General features: G+C 51.3%; 11 protein-coding genes. 6 read left to right on the top strand and 5 right to left on the bottom strand.

Features of this window, described 5'->3' with window-relative positions; translation table 11 throughout:
* Positions 1-109: 109 nt before the first annotated feature.
* The 4 genes from P2H89_RS15825 to P2H89_RS15840 form a co-directional block, all read right to left on the bottom strand.
* Entirely contained in the window at positions 110-3,232 is a 3,123-nt protein-coding gene (locus tag P2H89_RS15825) for a CusA/CzcA family heavy metal efflux RND transporter (protein WP_275828486.1), read from the bottom strand.
* 32 nt (positions 3,233-3,264) lie between these two features.
* Positions 3,265-4,356: an efflux RND transporter periplasmic adaptor subunit gene (locus P2H89_RS15830; RefSeq protein ID WP_275828488.1), complete on the bottom strand. Its 1,092-nt coding sequence runs from the start codon at positions 4,354-4,356 to the stop codon at positions 3,265-3,267.
* A 21-nt stretch (positions 4,357-4,377) separates the two neighbouring features.
* Positions 4,378-5,652 (bottom strand): TolC family protein, encoded by a 1,275-nt coding sequence (locus P2H89_RS15835; RefSeq protein WP_275828490.1) that lies wholly within the window; start codon positions 5,650-5,652, stop codon positions 4,378-4,380.
* Between the two features lie 174 nt (positions 5,653-5,826).
* Positions 5,827-6,216, bottom strand: coding sequence for a hypothetical protein (locus tag P2H89_RS15840; protein WP_275828491.1), 390 nt, complete (start codon positions 6,214-6,216; stop codon positions 5,827-5,829).
* Between the two features lie 316 nt (positions 6,217-6,532).
* Between P2H89_RS15840 and P2H89_RS15845 the strand changes: the two genes are divergently transcribed.
* From P2H89_RS15845 to P2H89_RS15860, 4 genes are all read left to right on the top strand, one after another.
* Positions 6,533-8,983, top strand: a complete 2,451-nt coding sequence (locus P2H89_RS15845) for a TonB-dependent receptor (RefSeq protein ID WP_275828493.1) — start codon at positions 6,533-6,535, stop codon at positions 8,981-8,983.
* Positions 8,984-9,397: 414 nt separating this feature from the next.
* A complete protein-coding gene (locus P2H89_RS15850) occupies positions 9,398-12,175 on the top strand; it encodes a glycoside hydrolase family 2 TIM barrel-domain containing protein (protein ID WP_275828495.1) in 2,778 nt (925 codons plus the stop codon).
* A 147-nt stretch (positions 12,176-12,322) separates the two neighbouring features.
* Complete coding sequence (locus P2H89_RS15855; RefSeq protein ID WP_275828497.1) at positions 12,323-13,516, top strand: helix-turn-helix domain-containing protein; 1,194 nt, start codon at positions 12,323-12,325, stop codon at positions 13,514-13,516.
* A 167-nt stretch (positions 13,517-13,683) separates the two neighbouring features.
* Positions 13,684-15,180, top strand: coding sequence for a S41 family peptidase (locus P2H89_RS15860; protein ID WP_275828498.1), 1,497 nt, complete (start codon positions 13,684-13,686; stop codon positions 15,178-15,180).
* A 46-nt stretch (positions 15,181-15,226) separates the two neighbouring features.
* Here the strand turns inward: P2H89_RS15860 and P2H89_RS15865 are convergent, their stop codons facing one another.
* A complete protein-coding gene (locus P2H89_RS15865) occupies positions 15,227-16,981 on the bottom strand; it encodes an amidohydrolase family protein (protein WP_275828500.1) in 1,755 nt (584 codons plus the stop codon).
* A 266-nt stretch (positions 16,982-17,247) separates the two neighbouring features.
* Between P2H89_RS15865 and P2H89_RS15870 the strand changes: the two genes are divergently transcribed.
* Positions 17,248-17,754 carry a sigma-70 family RNA polymerase sigma factor gene (locus P2H89_RS15870; protein WP_275828502.1) on the top strand — a complete coding sequence of 169 codons (507 nt, stop codon included), beginning with the start codon at positions 17,248-17,250 and terminating at the stop codon, positions 17,752-17,754.
* On the top strand, positions 17,738-18,376 hold the full coding sequence (locus P2H89_RS15875) for a hypothetical protein (protein WP_275828504.1): 639 nt from the start codon (positions 17,738-17,740) through the stop codon (positions 18,374-18,376). The genes P2H89_RS15870 and P2H89_RS15875 overlap by 17 nt, the downstream gene beginning before the upstream one ends.
* The last annotated feature ends 9 nt before the right edge of the window (positions 18,377-18,385 follow it).

Raw genomic sequence — 18,385 nt, forward strand, 5'->3', positions numbered from 1 at the left:
CGCCGACGGCCAGGCCCTATGTTGACATAACAAGCAAACCCATAACAGACCAGTTCAGAAACAGTAGAAAGTCTTCACCTCCGTACAGGGCCTTGGTCCCCACACGGTCCTATGTGCTCATGGCTGTTTTCTTTTTTCGCCGCTTTTGCGAGCGCCGGTAAAAGATCTCCACGATCAATGGAAAGATCAGAAGCGTAAGGATCGTTGAACTGATGAGCCCGCCGATCACGACGATTGCCAAAGGCTTCTGTGTCTCTGACCCAATACCGGTGGAGATGGCTGCTGGCAACAGTCCGATGGCTGCCATCAAAGCCGTCATTACCACCGGCCTGATCCTCGAATTGACCCCATCGCCAATGGCCCGCACCAGCGGTATTTTCTGGTGCATGTTCTGCTTGAACACCGAAATGAGAATAACCCCGTTCTGGATACAGATACCAAAAAGTGCGATAAACCCGATGCCCGCCGAGATACTGAAGATGGTGCCCGTGATGTGCAACGCGAGTATACCGCCGATCATGGCAAAAGGTACATTGATCAGCACCAGACCTGCATCCAGAGCATTACCGAACATGATGAACAGGAGAATGAAGATCATGACCAAAACCACCGGCACTACCTGCGAAAGCTTTTGCTGCGCACGCACCTGGTTCTCAAACTCGCCGCTCCACTCGATGTTCATTCCCTTGCCCAGCTTCACTTGCTGCTGTACCCTTTTTTGCGCATCGGTGATCGTGCTGCCCATATCGCGCTCGCGAATGGAAAACTTGATGGCAATGAACCGGGTGTTCTTATCACGGTAAATAAAAGCCGGTCCGGTCACCGTGCCGATGGTGGCGATCTCTTTGAGTGGCACCGTAGCACCATGCAGGGTGGGTACCCGCAATTTGCTCATGGCATATTCATTGTCCCGGTACTCTTCGGGATAGCGGATGCGGATGGGGAACTTGCGATCGCCCTGGTAAAAGTAAGAAGCCGATTTACCACCAATCGCCGTTTCGATCACGGCATTGGCATCGGCAATGGTAACACCGTAGAGCGCCATTTTCTGTTCGCTGAGTTGTATGCTGATCTCCGGCTGGCCCAAGTTGCGCAACACACCCAGGTCCTTCACCCCCGGCACGGTTTTCATCACCTGGTACACACTGTCGGCCACCCGGTCAATACTCTCCAGATCATTGCCGAATATTTTGATGCCGAAGGAAGCCTTGAAACCCGCCACCGCCTCGGCTACGTTGTCGATGATGGGTTGAGAAAAGTTGAGTACGATACCAGGGTACTGATTCAGTTTTCCGTTCATCTCTTCGATCAATACCTCCTGACTGATCTTTCTTTTCCATTCTTTTTTGGGCTTGAGGTCAACCTGGAACTGGGTGAAATAAAAACCATTCGGGTCGGTACCGTCGTTCGAGCGGCCGATCTGCGACAGCACACGGCTCACCTCATCAAACCCACCCAGTTCCTTCCGGAAAGTTTCGGACATTTTTCGTGTCTCTGTGAGGGAGTAGCTCATGGGCAACTCCGCCGTAACCCACAGGGCGCCTTCATTGAGCGTGGGCAGAAATTCGCTGCCCAGGAATTTGAAAGAGAATAGTACAAGACCCATGAAACCAAAAGCAACCGACAGGCTCAGTTTCTTATGGCCCATGGTAAATCGGAAAGCCCTGTTCACGATGCGGTTGAAGAAATTGACAACCGGATTGTTCCGCTCCCGTGCGTTTTTATTCAACAATAGACTGGCCAGCACCGGTACCAGCGTAAGGGTAAAGAGCAAAGCGCCCAGCAGGGCAAAGCTCAGTGTCCAGGCCAGCGGGGAGAACATTTTGCCCTCTACCTTTTCAAAAGCGAAAATGGGAATGAGGCTGGTGATAATGATCACCTTGGCAAAGAAGATGGCCTTGGCCAGCGATGAGCCCGTTTTACGGATCATGCTCAGTTTGGCCATCTTGTTGTACCGCGCCATACCCACCTCATGCGCTTTGTGCGCCAGCACTACGAACAACCCTTCCACCATCACCACGGCCCCGTCGATGATGATGCCAAAATCGATGGCCCCCATCGAAAGCAGGTTGGCGCTCATGCCTTTCATACGCAGACAAATAAAAGCAAACAGCAGCGAGAGGGGAATAATGATCGAAACGATCACCGTCGTGCGCCAATCGAACATGAAGATGAAAACGATCAGCGTTACCAGCAGAATGCCTTCAATAAGGTTGTGGGTGATCGTTTCCGTACAAAAATCCATCAGTTTGTCGCGGTCGTAAAAAGGCACCATACTTACACCGGCCGGCAAAGTATGCTCATTGAGTTCTGCGATCTTCGCTTTCACTTTGGTCAATACTTCCCGCGGGTTCTCCCCTTTGCGCATCACCACAATACCTTCTACCACATCGTTGTCCTCATCGAGGCCCACCTGGCCCACGCGTGGCACATGACTTTCCACAACAGCCGCCAGGTTCTTCACCAGCACTGGTGTACCGTTGATATTGTCTACAATAATGTTTTCGATGTCGCGTGTTTTGTCGAGCAGGCCAATGCCGCGCACCACATAAGCCTGTCCGTTCTTCTCGATCACATCACCGCCTACGTTAATATTGCTTTTGCTGACGGCGTTGAAAACTTCCAGGGGGGTGATATCGTAACGCAGCAACATGGCAGGATCTACCTTGATCTCATAGGTTTTTTCAGCACCACCGAAAGCGACCACATCGGCCACACCGGGCACACTGCGCAGCTGCCGGTCAATGACCCAGTTCTGGATGGTGAGCAGGTCGGTAGAGCTTTGGCCCTTACCCTGCACGGTGTAACGGAATATTTCGCCCGTAGGGCCATAGGGAGGTTGTACCTCCGGCTCCACACCATCGGGCAGGTTTACATTGGCCAGTAAATTGTTCACCTGTTGCCGGGCAAAAAAATCTTCTACCTCGTCATCAAAGATGATCTTGGTAACGGACAGGCCAAACATTGAGATGGAGCGCAGCGAGGTTTTCCTCTGCACCGGGTTGAGGTTCACCTCGATGGGAACAGTTACAAACCGTTCCACTTCTTCGGCGCTGCGTCCTGGCCATTGTGTTACGATGACGATCTGCGTATTGGTAACGTCCGGGAAAGCCTCCAGCGGAGTTTTGATATAACTCCAGATGCCGGCAACGATCGTTACCAGCGTCATGAAGAAGATGAAGAACCTGTTCTTTAACGAAAAGGTCACTATGTTGGAAATGAATTTGTTCATGGTGCAACAACTTTTGCAATGGGTAAATCGGATTAATTGTTCAGCGCACCATAGATCAGCAGCTGGTAGCGTGCGATCACTTTTTCGCCTTCCTGCAGTCCGCTCCTGATATAGGTGGTAGTACCGATGGTCTTATAAGGTTCTACTTCACGGGTTTCGATTTGGCAATGGTCTTTGTGGACCATCACGAAATTCCGGTTGTGGTCGAAGATCATCGCCTGTGCGGGGATGGCTGGCATCTGCTCCCGGCCTTCGGTGTACTCGATATTGATCTGGGCAAACATTTCGGGCTTCAGCAAATAGCCGTCATTGGGAATCCGTATCCTCACCTTCATCACCCGGCTTTGCGGATCCAGGATGGAATAGATGCGGTCTACCTTGCCTTTAAAGACTTTGTCTTTGTAGGCGATCACACTTACCTGCGCATCATAACCCACCTGTATCTTGGAGATATCGCTTTCAAATACATTGGCGATCACCCATACTTCATCGAGGTTGGAGATGATGAAGAACGGGTCGGATCCTTCAACACGGTATTGCATTTTGTCGGTCACGTTTTTCTCCACGATAAAACCGGATACAGGCGCCGTGATCGTTTGCAGGGCATTGCCGCTGGCGCCGTAAATGGCATTCGTTTCGCGGATGCGCTTGAGATCGGCGCGCGCTTTGTCGAGATCTGTTTCGGCGGCAAGCACATCTTTTTCTGTAGCGAGGCCGGCAGCAAACATCTCTTTATTGGCGGTCAAGGATTTCTCCGCCAGCTTAACCGTCGATGCGGCATTCGACAACTGCCCCTGGTAATCGGCAATCTCACTGCTGCGCACCACGGCCAGTACCTGCCCCTTGGTGACGTAATCGCCCAGCTGCACTTTCAGCGATTCAACAATGCCGCCCACTACCGGAAATACCTTGATCCATTTATCTTCATTGGCTTCGATCTTTCCCGATAAGGCGATCTCATTCCTCACGGTGTCGGCCTGTACGGTTGCCAGCTCAATGTTCTTTTGCAAGGTATCGGAGAGGCAAAACCGTTCAGGCTCAATGGTGTTGGATGCCTGCTCCTGGCAGGAGGCCAGTGGCAGCCACATCAAAACGATGTATACAGGAAATAATAGTGGTTTCATAATTGAATGCATTTAAATGGGTTAGTTGAATACATTTTTGCCCAGCGCGAAATTGAGCGACTCGAGCGCCTGGTCTTTCTCATTCCGCAGCTGGTTCCACCGCAGGATATTATCGCGCCAGGATTCGTAGAAGTCGGTAAACTCCAGCAGACTGATGTTCTTCTTCTGGAAATTCTCAGTGATGCCTTGTAGCAGGTGGTCGAACTTCTTGTGGAAAGCCGGGTCGAAAGATTGCAGCATCTTCTCGCTGTTCAGCGCCTTGATATAGGCTTTCTGCACTTCATTTTCTACAGTAAGTTCCTGTTGCTGATGCAAAACCTTGCTTTGCTCAACCTGTGCCTGCGCGGCTTTGATATTGCCCTGGTTGCGGTTAAAAAATGGGAGGTCCATCGCAGCATTGAGGAAGGTGGCGTCGTTTACGAAACTGCCGCGCTTATCAAACTCGAGACCCAGTTGCAGATCGGGCGTGCGCAGGGCTTTCTGCCATTGATAGTGCTGCTGGCTGGCCGCCGTGTTTGCATCGGCTGCTTTGAGGTCGTACCGGTTGTTGAAAGCGCTGTCGAGCAGTGATTGCAATGGATGTTGCTGCAGGGTAACCGGACCATCACCCATTTCCACAGGTAAATAATAATGGTGGTTGTCATTCAGTAATAACTGCCATTCGGCCTGCAGGTCATTGAGCTGGTTGTCGATACTGGTCTGCTCGGCTTGCAACGTATACAACAGCGATTGAATACGTACGGCATCTTTAAGGGTTACTACTCCCTTACTCAGCAGGTCATTGTAGGCAACACTCAGCTGCTGCAGTGATCGCACCTGTGTTTGATAAGCCTGCCTCGACTGGTGCAGTCGAAGTATGCTGAAATAGTGGCTGCGCAGTGTATAGCGCAGGGTACGCAGCAAATCGTAGAACTGATACTCCACAATGGTTGCCTGCGTAGTCGCCAATTTGATCTGCTTATTGCGTTTGCCGGCGAGGCTGATCAGTTGGGTTAACTGGATATCGTACTGCCCCGTTTTATGGGTTACATCGAAAGGTTTGCGCAGGTCGGGGTTGTACAGGTTACCGCTTACCGACAGGTTGGGGTTGTTGTACAAACGCGCCTGGATCACCTGGGCCTGTGCCGCGGTAATATCGTACCGGGCCGCCAGCAGGGAAAGATTGTGTTGGAAGAACTGTTGTTCGGCAGCCTGCAGGGTAATGCGCAGCGTGTCCTGGGCTTGCACAGCAAGGCCACAGAACAATACGCCAACGAATACCATGCACCGTCCGAACAGAAAATGAATTCTATTCATACATGGAAAAGTTTTGTGAGAAAGGAACAGTAAAGGAGCACAGGCGCATACCGCAAGTTGGCCGGGGCAGACAGACATAATCAGTCTGCCATACGGCAGCATAATGGCAGTATAGGCTGTGTAAGCGTACAGCAGTTCAGGAACGAAGTATCATTCGCCCTGCATTAACTGCCATTAAGCAGAAATGCGATCGGGAGGAGGTGTGAGAATAGTGAAGAAGCCTTTGCAGGTAGGAGAGAGCTGCATCCACGCCATCGAGGCACTTGTATTGGTGCCGCTCGGGGGCACACTTACTTTGGGAGCCGGTTGAAACACCAGCGGCTTAAAGGCAGATTTTTCAAGGCCCTTGTTCTGGGGCATACCATCGCTGTCGTCATCGTCGTCGGGTATATAATCGTTGTCGTCCAGGATATGCTCGATCACGTATTCGGTGATGCTGTCGAAGTCATCGTAATCCTGTACAGCCTTCGCCGTTCCGATATTGAACGACGTGGTGAGGTAGTCGAGGTCAATACTCTGGTTGAGTACCGAAAAAGCGACGAGTATGAGAATAAACCTGGTCATGTACGGGACGAAGTTGCAAATATAGAAGGCCTCACCAAAAAATAGCAGCTGGTGCCTGGATAAGCCGTTAAGATCGAGTTAAGTATTTTCATCAGGCAACACTTTACATAAGGAACCGCTAAGAAAAAAATGGGTGCAACTGGTTTTTAGGCCCCAAAACCGGCATTCCCGATCTAGAAACTGCCTAATCGATTGATTAGCAGGAATTATCGTTTTGACATATGAATAGTTTTTCCCAATCGGGTAACCCTTTTTTCCCGATCCGGCACCCAAATTCACCTGCCCAACCCCAATTTTGCGCAAAATTTTACTGGCTGTGAAAAATATCTATCTGCCCATCGTGCTGTTTTTTGGAATAGGAGCTGCTCAGGCTCAGGATCAAACTTCCGTTGCGCACACGTCCGCCGCAACTGTTCATATTCCTACCGAAACCGACCCAGGCCCCACGGCAACTATTAAAGGAAAGGTGGTGACCACCGACGGTAACCCCGGTTCATTCGTCAATATTGTACTGAAAGAAATTAATAAAACTGTGGTAGCCGATGAGGCTGGCTTTTACATCCTGAAGGGTGTTAAGCCTGGTACCTATACGCTCCTGGTTTCTCACACAGGTCTGCAAACCCAGGAGAAAAAAGTAGAGCTGGCTGCCGGCGACACGAAAGAATTTGACTTCACCCTCCGCGAAACTTCGCTCCAGTTGGAAGAAGTGATCGTAGAAGGCAGAAGAAGCCTCAACAACAAAGTAGTAGGCATCGGTAAAATACCGATTGCTCCTATGGACCTGCCACAGAGCATTACTGTAGTTGGTCAGGGTCTCATCCGCGACCAGCAGGCGCAGCGCCTCAGCGATATCGTTCGCAACGTAAATGGAGTTTACCTCTCTACTACCCGCGGTGCTGTACAGGAAAGCTTCTCAGGTCGTGGTTACGCCTTCGGTAGCAACAACCTGTTCAAGAACGGCATGCGCGTTAACTCCGGTGCGATGCCCGAAGTAAGCTCCCTCGAGCGTGTTGAAGTATTGAAAGGCAGCGCTGCCATCCTCTACGGCAACGTAGCACCCGGTGGAATCCTCAACATGGTGACCAAGCAACCCAAGTTCAACTTTGGTGGTGAAGTGTCATTCCGTACCGGAAGCTATGATCTCTACAAACCATCTTTTGATGTATACGGTCCTATCAATTCCAACATCGCTTACCGCCTCGTTGGCACTTATGAAAGTGCTGGCAGCTTCCGCGATGGTGTAAGCTCCGACAGGTATTATATCAACCCCTCCCTGCTCTTCAAACTCGGTAAACGTTCCGAATTGCTGGTGCAGGGCGATTACCTCAAGCATGACTTTACGCCCGACTTCGGTATCGGATCACTCGGCGGCAACAAGATCCCCGACGTAGACCGTTCTTCCTTCTTTGGTACGCCCTGGCAGTATACCAAAACCGAGCAGGCAACAGCCAATGCTACCTATCGCTATAAGATCAGCGAAAACTGGAACCTCGCTGTAAATGGTTCTTATCAACAATACAAGCGCGACTACTTTGGCGTAGAGCGTATCCAGGCAGCAGCTGATGGTAAATGGGCACGTCCCCTTGGCCGCAACAACACGGATGAAAAATATTACCTCGCACAGGTTGACCTTACCGGTAAATTCACTACCGGCAAGATCGGGCATATCCTGCTGGCGGGCGTAGATGCCGATCGTTACGATATCGAAAACCTTGGCTACAATACGCCCACTAAAGCGTATGATACCATCAATATCCTCGACCCGAAGAAATATGTTCCCCGCACCGATATGCCGGTAGTGACTGCCATTCGTACAGTTAAAACGCCTACCAACCGCGTTGGCGCTTATGTGCAGGACCTCATCAGCATCACCCCCAAGCTGAAATTGCTGGCAGGTGTACGTTACTCATATCAGCGCGCCCTGGCGCCAGATTCTACTACCTTTGCCACAGGGGCAAAGGGTAAGGGCAAGGATAAAACAGACGATGCGTTTTCGCCCCGCGTTGGCCTGGTGTATAAGGTGACCAACAATACAGCCGTATTCGCCAGCTATGCCAATAACTTTTCCGTAAACTCCGGTACTGATATTTATGGCGAAGCATTGAAGCCTTCTATCATCGACCAGTTTGAAGTAGGTGTTAAGAACGACTTTCTCAACGGACTGCTCTCTGTAAACGTAACGGCTTACCGTATCCTCAACAACAACTTCGCCATCACGGCGCCGTTTACAAAGGATGGAGCGGTAAACTCCAACAGCTCGCTGAAACAACTTACCGGCCAAACTACCAGCGATGGTATTGAACTCGATGTAACCGCGCACCCCACACGCGGCCTGGACCTCACCGCCGGTTACAGCTACAACAGGATGCGTTATACCAAAACCGATACTACCGTTGGTAGCTATGTTGAAGGTGAGCGCCTGGTAAACACACCTGCGCATACAGCCAACGCTACTGTTTTCTACACCTTCTCGGGCAACAACCTGAAAGGATTGAAAGTTGGCGCCAGCTTCGTATACATTGGCGAGCGCAATGCAGGCTGGAACAACCAGTACAAACTGAACGGCTATCCCGGCGTATCGCGCCTGTTTGCAGTAGATGGCTATGCTACCCTCGATCTTTCTGCCGGCTACAGCTGGAAGAAGATCTCGGTACTCGCCAAGGTGTCGAACGTGACCAATACGCTGAACTACATCGTGCACGAGAACTATAGTGTTAACCCGCTGCCTCCCCGCCAATTTGCGGCAACAGTGGCTTACAAATTCTAAAAAAGAGCCTGGGAGCTACGCTACCTCCCTTGTCGAGAAATAAGAAGAAACTGCCCTTGGGCAGTAACGGGCTGGCAGTCGAACTGCCAGCCTTTTTTGTGCCCTGGCCAGAACGGGTTGGGTATTAAGTAAGGTAAACTACACTCCCTCCGCCGACCAAGCCGTCGCGACCAGGTGGTTGATTTAGGGATGTCTCGTATATGTCTCGTCTATGTCTCGTAGATGTGCCGTATATGTCTCGTCTCTTATAGAGACGGGATATCTACGGGATAAATAAGAAACAACTGCGGGATAAAAACGGGATATCTGAATAAATCTCTTGATTACCCTATAGCACAGGTAGGAAGGTTGGGTGCTTTTCATTATTATTGCTCTACCGTACGATTGAACGAATTAAATATTTAAGCCATATTCATGCACCCATCCTTTTTGCCGGCAAGGCGGCCCAGCTTTCGCGCCGCTATCTTCTTTTTGCTCACAATAGCCCCATTCTTAAGCACCAACGCCCAGGAAACCATCATAAAATACCTCTCGGGAGTTGATAAGGACCATACCGTAAACTGGGATTTCTTTTGCACCGGCGGCCGCAACAGCGGCAAATGGACCAGCATCGCCGTACCCTCCTGTTGGGAACTGCAGGGCTTTGGCCACTACGACTATGGCCGCGTGAAACTGGAAGAACAATCGGAGGAAGTGGGGAAGTACCGCTATCGCTTCCAGGCCGATAAGCCATGGAAGGGACAAACCGTGAAGATCGTTTTTGAGGGATCGATGACAGACACAGAGGTGAAGATCAATGGCAAACTGGCCGGTCCAACCCACCAGGGCGCTTTCTATCGCTTTACGTACGACATCACTGCTTTACTGAAATATGGAGGCTCTAACCTGCTGGAGGTGGAGGTGAAGAAAAAATCCGCCAACAGATCGGTGAACCTTGCCGAAAGGGATTCCGATTTTTGGGTATTTGGCGGCATCTTCCGTCCCGTATATCTCGAAGTAACGCCAACGGCGCATATCGACCGGCTGGCGATCTTTGCCGCCGCTTCAGGCGATTGCCGCATCTCCGTGATCAAGAAAGGCGCCGGTACCGCCTACAAAGCATCTGCCGTGATCACGAAAGCGAATGGCCAGGTCATAACAACAGAGAATAATCTATATGTGGCCGGCGATACGCTCGACGTGTTGCAATATTTTGTGAGTAAACCCGACCTGTGGAGCCCTGAGTTTCCCAACCTGTACAAAGTGAAAGTGGACCTCAAAGACCCGCAGGGTAAAGTAGTGCACACGGTAGAAAAGAAATTTGGATTCAGGGATGCGGAGCTACGCGTAGGCGATGGCTTTTACCTCAACGATAAAAGGGTTGTATTTAAAGGGGTGAACCGGCATAGCTTTTGGCCCGAAAGTGGCAGAACCCTCAGCAAGGCCATCAGTATCGAAGATGTGCAACTGATGAAAGACATGAACATGAATGCCGTGCGCATGTCGCATTACCCGCCCGATCAGCATTTTCTCGATGTTTGTGATTCACTGGGCCTGATGGTGATCGATGAACTCACCGGCTGGCAAAAAATGTACGACGATACCACAGCGCGCAGATTGGTGAAAGAGCTGGTAATTCGCGATGTCAACCATCCTTCCATTGTATTGTGGGCAAATGGCAATGAAGGTGGATTCAACAGAACGGTCGACAATGACTATGCAAAATACGACCCGCAGATGCGCCACGTGATCCACCCGTGGGAGAAGTTCTATGGCACCGATACCAAGCATTATCCCGATTACAATTACCTCACCAATGCCGCACTCAACGAGCGGGAAGTCTTCTTTCCCACAGAGTTTATGCATGGCCTTTATGATGGTGGTCATGGCGCGGGGCTCGATGATTTCTGGAACCTGATGCAGCAAACACCCCGCGCCGCAGGTGGTTTCCTATGGTCTTTCGCTGATGAAGGGGTGGTGCGCCGCGATCACAACGATAGCATCGATACCTATAAAAACAATGGACCCGATGGTATCCTGGGACCTCATCACGAAAAAGAAGGCAGCTTCTATACCATCAAAGAGATCTGGAGCCCTGTATATATTGCACCGCAAACGATCAATACAACTTTCAACGGACAACTGCTGGTGGAGAACCGGTACATGTTCACCAACCTCGCTCAATGCAGCTTTCAATGGAAGCTGTTCAACGTGGAAAAAGAGGCGATGAAAACACTGGCCACCGGTAAAGTACAACCGGTATCCATACTGCCCGGCGAAAGGAAATGGCTCGATCTTAAACTGCCGGCAGAACTCGATAACGCCACCATACTGCACCTCACCGCTACCGACCCCTATGGCCGCGAAATATTTACCTGGAGCTGGCATATTAGCCTGGGTTGGGTGGCCATGCCGCCAATCGACGACAGCAAGGTGGCTAAGGTAACTTATAGCGAATCGGGTAATGAATTGCTGGTGAAGGTCGACAACTTCACGGTGCATTTCGACAAGACCACCGGCTATCTGGCCAAAGTAGTAAAGGGCAATGAAGTGTTGTCCTTATCCGGCGGACCGGCCCTGGCCGGCTTCGATCAGCAACTGAGCTCATTTACGTTTAAGGATCTGGGCAAGGATGTAATGGTGCAGGCAGAATACAAAGGGAAAGACAATTGGCTGAAAGCGATATGGATGTTCAGATCGGGCCAGATGGTGCAACTGAACTATACCTATTCACAACGTGGCGATGCTGACTACATGGGCATCACTTTCAATTATCCCGAAGAGAAGATAAAGGGTATGAAATGGGAGGGCCGCGGACCTTACCGGGTTTGGAAGAACAGGTTGAAAGGTATGCAGTATGGTGTATGGGACAAAGACTATAACAACACCATCACCGGTGAGCGTGGCTGGCAATACCCCGAGTTCAAAGGCAATCACGCCGAAGTGGCCTGGGCCAGGGTGCGCACCAGTGAGTTTCCCTTTACGGTGTGTCCCGGCGGCCGATTTCTGCAAATGCTAAAGCCCGATGCGCCGCAAGGGGCTTACAATACGAATACTACCGTCAACTATCCGGCTGGTAATATCGGCATCCTGAATGCAATACAATCTATCGGCACTAAGTTTCAGGCAGCCAATGTAATGGGACCACAGAGCCAGAAGAACGTGCAGCTCAACGCGCCCTACGAAGGCCTGGTGTGGTTCGATTTCAGGTAACGTATGGCCGCACCGCCAATAGGGCTTCCGGCTCAACGCACCCTACGAAGGGGGGCGATTTCAGGTAACGTATAGCCGCACCGCCAATAAAGTTTAATATTTTCTTTTCAGGACAGGCGCTATTTTCGGAGCGTAAAATAGATGCTTATGAACGCCTGGGCGGCATTTGGGGATACGGTCATTTTATTGGGTATCGTGCAGGGTTTCGTATTGAGTGCCTTGTTGTTCAGGTCGCGCAGGCACCAGCCCGCCAACCAGCTGCTGTCGGCCCTGATCGGGTTGATCACCCTGGCCTGCCTTAATATCTATTTTCTCGACGCCGACTGGCCGCAAAGCAATAAAGCATTAAGTATATTGGCCAATGCCCTGCCGCTGGTCGTCATTATGCCAATGGGGCCGCTCATTTACCTGTATGTGAGGGCCAGTACGCAAGCGAACTTTCAGCTGACCCGCGATCTGCGCGTACACTTTTATCCGGTATTGATCGACCTGTTACCTTATATCCTGGTGCTTACAGGTGACCTGGGCCTTTTAACCGGAGGCATTTCTCCTGCCCAACGAAGTTGGATCAGCAATGCCATCGATCAGTACGATGTGTATGCCGATATTCCCCGCTGGATCTCGGTAACTGCTTATTGCTGGCAGGCCCGCAAATACCTGACAGGCCTGCAATCATCATCAGCGGGTGAGGAAAACCAGCGCACCGTTCGCTGGATGCAGCAATTCCTGTTGTTGTTCCTCGTGTTTCAGGCCATATGGTTCTGCTATCTCGTACCGTATAGTCTACCCGCTACCCGCCAACCCCTGTTGGATGCCGTCGGCTGGTACCCCATCTTCGTACCGCTGGCCATATTGATCTATTGGTTGGGGCTGAAGGGCTACCTGATCTCTTATACATCCGCACAGGTAGCCACCGGCAGGCAGGTTGAGACATCCCGGTTGATCGATGCAACAGCCAGCCGTTTGCCCGATACAATCACCAACCAATATGTGCCGTTGCTCATAAAGGTCATGGAAGAAGAGAAGCTGTTCCTCGACCCTTCCCTTACGGTCAATGGACTGGCCGGCCGGATAGGCGTTCAACCCAAAACAGTATCAGCCCTGATCAATCAGCAACTGAATAAAAGCTTTTCCAGCTTTATCAACGAATACCGGGTGGGGCATTTCAAAGACCGCGTGCTGCAGCAGGATGCCGCCTCGCTCACCATTTCAGGCATCGCAGCAGAATGCGGTTTCCCTTCTCCCGCAACTTTTCAACGGGTATTTAAACAGGTTACCGGCATTACCCCTTCGCAATACATCCAGGAGGCCAGGCACGACGCGCAAGTGCTGGACCCGTAGATTGATGCCCGACGTAAACGTAGCCGGCCGCTTAATACTTGCAAAAAGCAACTTGAACACTGAAAAACGGCTATAATGCAGCCGTTATCCCTCTCAAATCCGGATTTGAGCGTTGCTCAATTGGGCCAGCGCCGCACCATTGAAGAAGTTTGCAAAAAACAATCCGCATGAAATGGTTCCTGAAACAGATTGCCTGTTGGTTATTGGTGCCCGCATTGGCACCTGCGCAAAACAATAAGGCGCCCTATGATAGTTTGACCGCAAAGATCCTGACAAAGCAGCAGATGCAGGAAGACCTCCAATACCTCCGCAAAGTGATGGAAGAAGTGCACCCGGGTCTATACCGCTATACCCCGAAGCCGGATATGGATCGCCGGCTAGATAGTTTCTACCACCAGGTTACCGGACCGCTGCCATATTATAGCTTTTTTAATCAGGTGTCTTCTTTGGTGGCAGGTGTTCGCTGCGCACACACCCATGCCTTGCCGGGGCCCGATTGGGAAGCCCATTTTATGGCCAATGCCAAACTGATTCCCTTTTCCACCCATATCATCGATGACCACTTGTACGTATCGGTCAACCTGACAACCGACACCACCATTAAGCCCGGGTACGAGATTGAAACCATTAATGGTGAGCGGCTGCCCCAAATACTTAGCACCATCTACGATCGCACCTGGAGCGATGGCTACAACAAGACCTCCAAAACCCAGCGTTTTAATACGGGGCACTTTAGCCTCCTGTACTATATGCTGGTGGCGCGCCCGGATAGTTTCACCGTACAGGCCCGTGACAGGGCTGGGCGCGCCGTAACAGTAACCTATCCCGCCATGACACCTACCGAAGCGCGTAAGTACTTCCGGCAAAATCCAGTGAATAAAGAGATAGTGCGACTGTATGTAGACAGGAAACGGGAAGACCTGAAGCTTGACATTCGCAAAGATCTAAACGCGGGCATCCTCACCATCAGGAGTTTTGGCGGGTCCGCTGCCAAAAAGCTGGGCAGCTTTTTGCCGAAGGCCATGAAGGAAATGGCGCAGAAAAAGATCGGTCACCTGGTCATCGACCTGCGTTACAATGGAGGTGGCTGGGATAGTGCCGGTGTATTATTGTTTACCTGGTTGATCCACGAGCCATCAAAGTATTACCTGCGGCAGCATACCGTTAGCGATTCCTCTTCTTATTATAAGCTCAGCGACCTGTCGCCCGAAGACCTCGCCAACGCCAAAAATGAACTTGTGCGTGAACCTGATGGTACTTTTTCCATCAAGGCTCAATATGCGGCAGGGCTACCGCTTCAGTATCCCGTAAAACAACCTTATGCCGGAAAGCTCTATTTTCTGATGAATGGCGGCAGCGCTTCCACCACGGCGGAATTTTTGTCGGCAGCCCGCGCCCATCAACTGGGCACCTTCATTGGTGAAGAAGCAGGAGGTAATTATGAAGGCGGCAACGGAGGTTCGTTCATTCCGCTTTATTTGCCCAACAGTAAAATTAAGGTTACGATACCAATCGTCTACTACGATAACTATACAAAACCTCCTGTGGTGAAAGGTCATGGCGTATTGCCCGACCACGCAGTGCCCGATGATCTTGATAACATATTTCGTGGAGTAGATACTCAACTGGAGTATGTTCTGCAGCTAATACGCGAAGGCAAATAAACAACCCTGCGTCCGAAAGGTATACCTCGGTACGCCGTTCCACCTGTTATTGGATAAAGTAAACCTCAGCGATCTTGCCGTTTTTGATCTTGTAAATGGCAATAGCCGAGAGCGGTTTATCGCCAAATCCGGTAACGCTTTCCTGGTCAATGACGGTATCGCCTTGCACAATACGGTTCACCAGTTTGCAATGGAGCTCCTTTACGCGCTCGAACATGCCACTGTATTGTTTGCGCATCGCTTCTTTGCCCTGCACCATCAGCTTGTCGGGGAATGAATAAATACGTACGCTATCGCTGTAAGGTTGAAGGAAGGCGTCGATATTGCGTGCATTGTAAGCATTCAATTGTTGCTGCGCCAGAATCTCCGGCGTAACGGGCAGTAAATGCTGCGATTGCATAGGAACGCCGCGGTGAATCACGGTCTGTATGTTCCCGAGAGCGGTGAGGTCCTGCAAGGGGTCTTTATCGAGCAGCAGCAGATCGGCTATTTTACCTTTCTCGATGGTGCCGTATGCTTTGTCCTTTCCAAAACCTTTCGCAGCATTGATGGTGGCCGAGCGAAGTATTTCCGCATTGCTTAAGCCAGCCTGCTGCATGGCCAGCAGTTCTGCAAAAAAAGACGAAGCATGTAGGGTGCCGATGTTACCGGCGTCCGTGCCCGCTACCACCAGTACGCCCGCCTCCTGGGCCAGTTTGAGGTTGGTGAGCATGGTGCTGTCTCCCTTATCGGGTATGTGCATGCGGCTGCGCAGGCTTTTATAGTCGAAAGGCAGTTTGCTCTTTTCGATATGTTGCAGATCGGAGAGCGTACCCAGCATAAAGGGATCGCCGTAGGTGAAATCATGAGCCGTAAAATTGAACTGCTGGGTAAAAGTGCGGCTATATCCCTGCGATACCAGCAGGGTAGGGATGTATACCACCTGTTTCGATTTCAGCAACTGCAGCATCTCCGTATCCAGTACCTTATCATCCACACTGTGCACCAGTATATCGGCGCCAGCCGTTACGGCCAGTTTGGCGGTTTCATATTCAGTCGCATGCACCGCCACTTTAAGACCGGCGGCATGGCTTTCTTCGATAGCCGCTTGAACGATCGGCAAGGTTGCCTCCGGCTTTTGTCCGGGTAACACGATGTACCAGATCTTGATGAAGTCGGGTTTCAACGGCAATTGCTTTTTCACGAGCGCCCTCGCTTCTTCGGCGGTGGTTACCTTCACGATCGGCGGATCTTTTTTATCGAGGTTGGGTGGCAGGTAGGTCGAAACGAGCGGACCTGTCACCAGCGCCTCCGGGGCGATGAGCTGTGCATTGACCGAGTCGCGCACGGCGTAATTGCTCATAGGGCCACCCACATCGATCACCCGGGTGATACCGCAGGCCAGGTAGCGCGCCATTTGGTTGTACAGATTATCCCTCACCCATTGCTGATCTTTTTCGTAGGGGTAAAACTGCTGGAGGTTCGCCCCATCGGGCCGGGTATACAAACCTCCACTCTGGAAAAAATGGATATGTGCATCCGTCATGCCCGGCATCAGGTATTTGCCGCTGCCATCGATCACGGTACCATTGGCAGGTACCTTGATTTTTTTGATCGATCCCACGGCAGTGATCCGGTTGCTGTCGATCACCACGGTTTGGTCGGGTTCAGCTTTACCGGTCACCACATTGATGACAGTTACTTTGCTGATGATGATGGGAGTGGTTGGCTTCGATATGCCGGCTGTAATGGCTTGGGTTTGCGCGGCGGCAGGCAGGGACAGGGCGAGCAGGATAGTCGCAGACAAGCACCATTTTCTCATGGAAGGGTTAGTTTTACCTTAAAGATAGTGGAAACCGACGGATGGGAACGGGCAGCTGAACCGCACGCTGGGATGATCGCACAACGGTCGATCGAACACCGCCGCGACCGCGCGGTGCCTCGATCAAAGCAGGCGTGATTGGCCGCTGGCCCGCACACATGCCCGACCGAACACCCGCTTGATCACGCGGGCCGAAACAACCACCCGGCGAAAAAAAGTTGCTCTTACCTGTAAGTTTTGGACCGCTCCCGCGATAAACTATAGTGATGGCATTATTGGAAGCTGAATTTACCGACCTGCTTAACCAGCACATAGGGTTGATCTACAAGGTCTGCAATATCTATTGTGCCGATAAGGAAGACAGGCGCGATCTGTTCCAGGAAATTGTATTGCAATTGTGGAAAGGGTATGCGGGCTTCAAACAGGAGGCCCGGTTCTCTACCTGGATGTACCGGGTGGCGCTCAACACGGCCATCTCTAATTACCGGCGCGTGCGCAGCAGGCCCCGCCGGGTTTCGCTGGAAGACGCAGGGATCGATATCCCCGACCCCGGTGCATTGCCTACAGCCAATGAATCCGTCAAATTATTGTACCAGGCAATCGCTCAGTTAACGCCGGTAGAAAAAGCCATGATCCTGCTTCATCTCGATGGATGCACCTACCAGGAGATGGCGGCCATCACCGGCATCAGCAACAACAATGTGGGTGTAAAACTGAACCGTATCAAAAGTAAACTTGAAAAAATATTAGCTGTTTATGGCAACAACATTTGAAGCGCTGCAGGCTGCCTGGCAGACCTGTGATCAGCAATGGCAAACACAAAAGAAGGTCAGTGAAAGATTGATACGTTCCATGATCAGGGAAAGGTCGGTCACTACGCTCGCGGCTATGGGGCGGCAGAACCTGTTGCTGGCGGGCTTGTTCCTACTGTACACCGCATTCTTTATCGCCTGTATAGTGGGCAATGCATTCGATTATACCGCTGTAGTTTTCTTTATTCCGCTTTCGGTGCAGGCAGTTGCCTGCTTGGTAGGCGCGCTGCTGCTGCTGTCGGTCTACCAGCGAATCAAAAACATCAGCCTTGCCAACGAATCGCTGGCCGGCGGCCTTCGTCAGGCCATCGATGCCAATGAGCGGCACCTGAAAATGAGCCATAAAATTTGGTGGTGCTATTTCATGGCAGGCGCAGCATTCCCCTTTACATGCTTACCCGCTGCCATCGCAAAGAGGGGAACAGCCGAAGCGCTGGGCTACCTGGTCATTCCGCTGGTGATCATACTTGGAATGGTACTGCTGGCGAAAAAAATGGGTTGGTTTAAAAGCAGCAAACAGGAAAGCCTGAAACGTCACCTGGCCGAGTTGGAATCCCACCTGGCCGAGTTGGAAGCGGCTTAACAAAACTAA

Source organism: Paraflavitalea sp. CAU 1676, assembly GCF_029223285.1.
Taxonomy (GTDB): Bacteria; Bacteroidota; Bacteroidia; order Chitinophagales; family Chitinophagaceae; genus Paraflavitalea.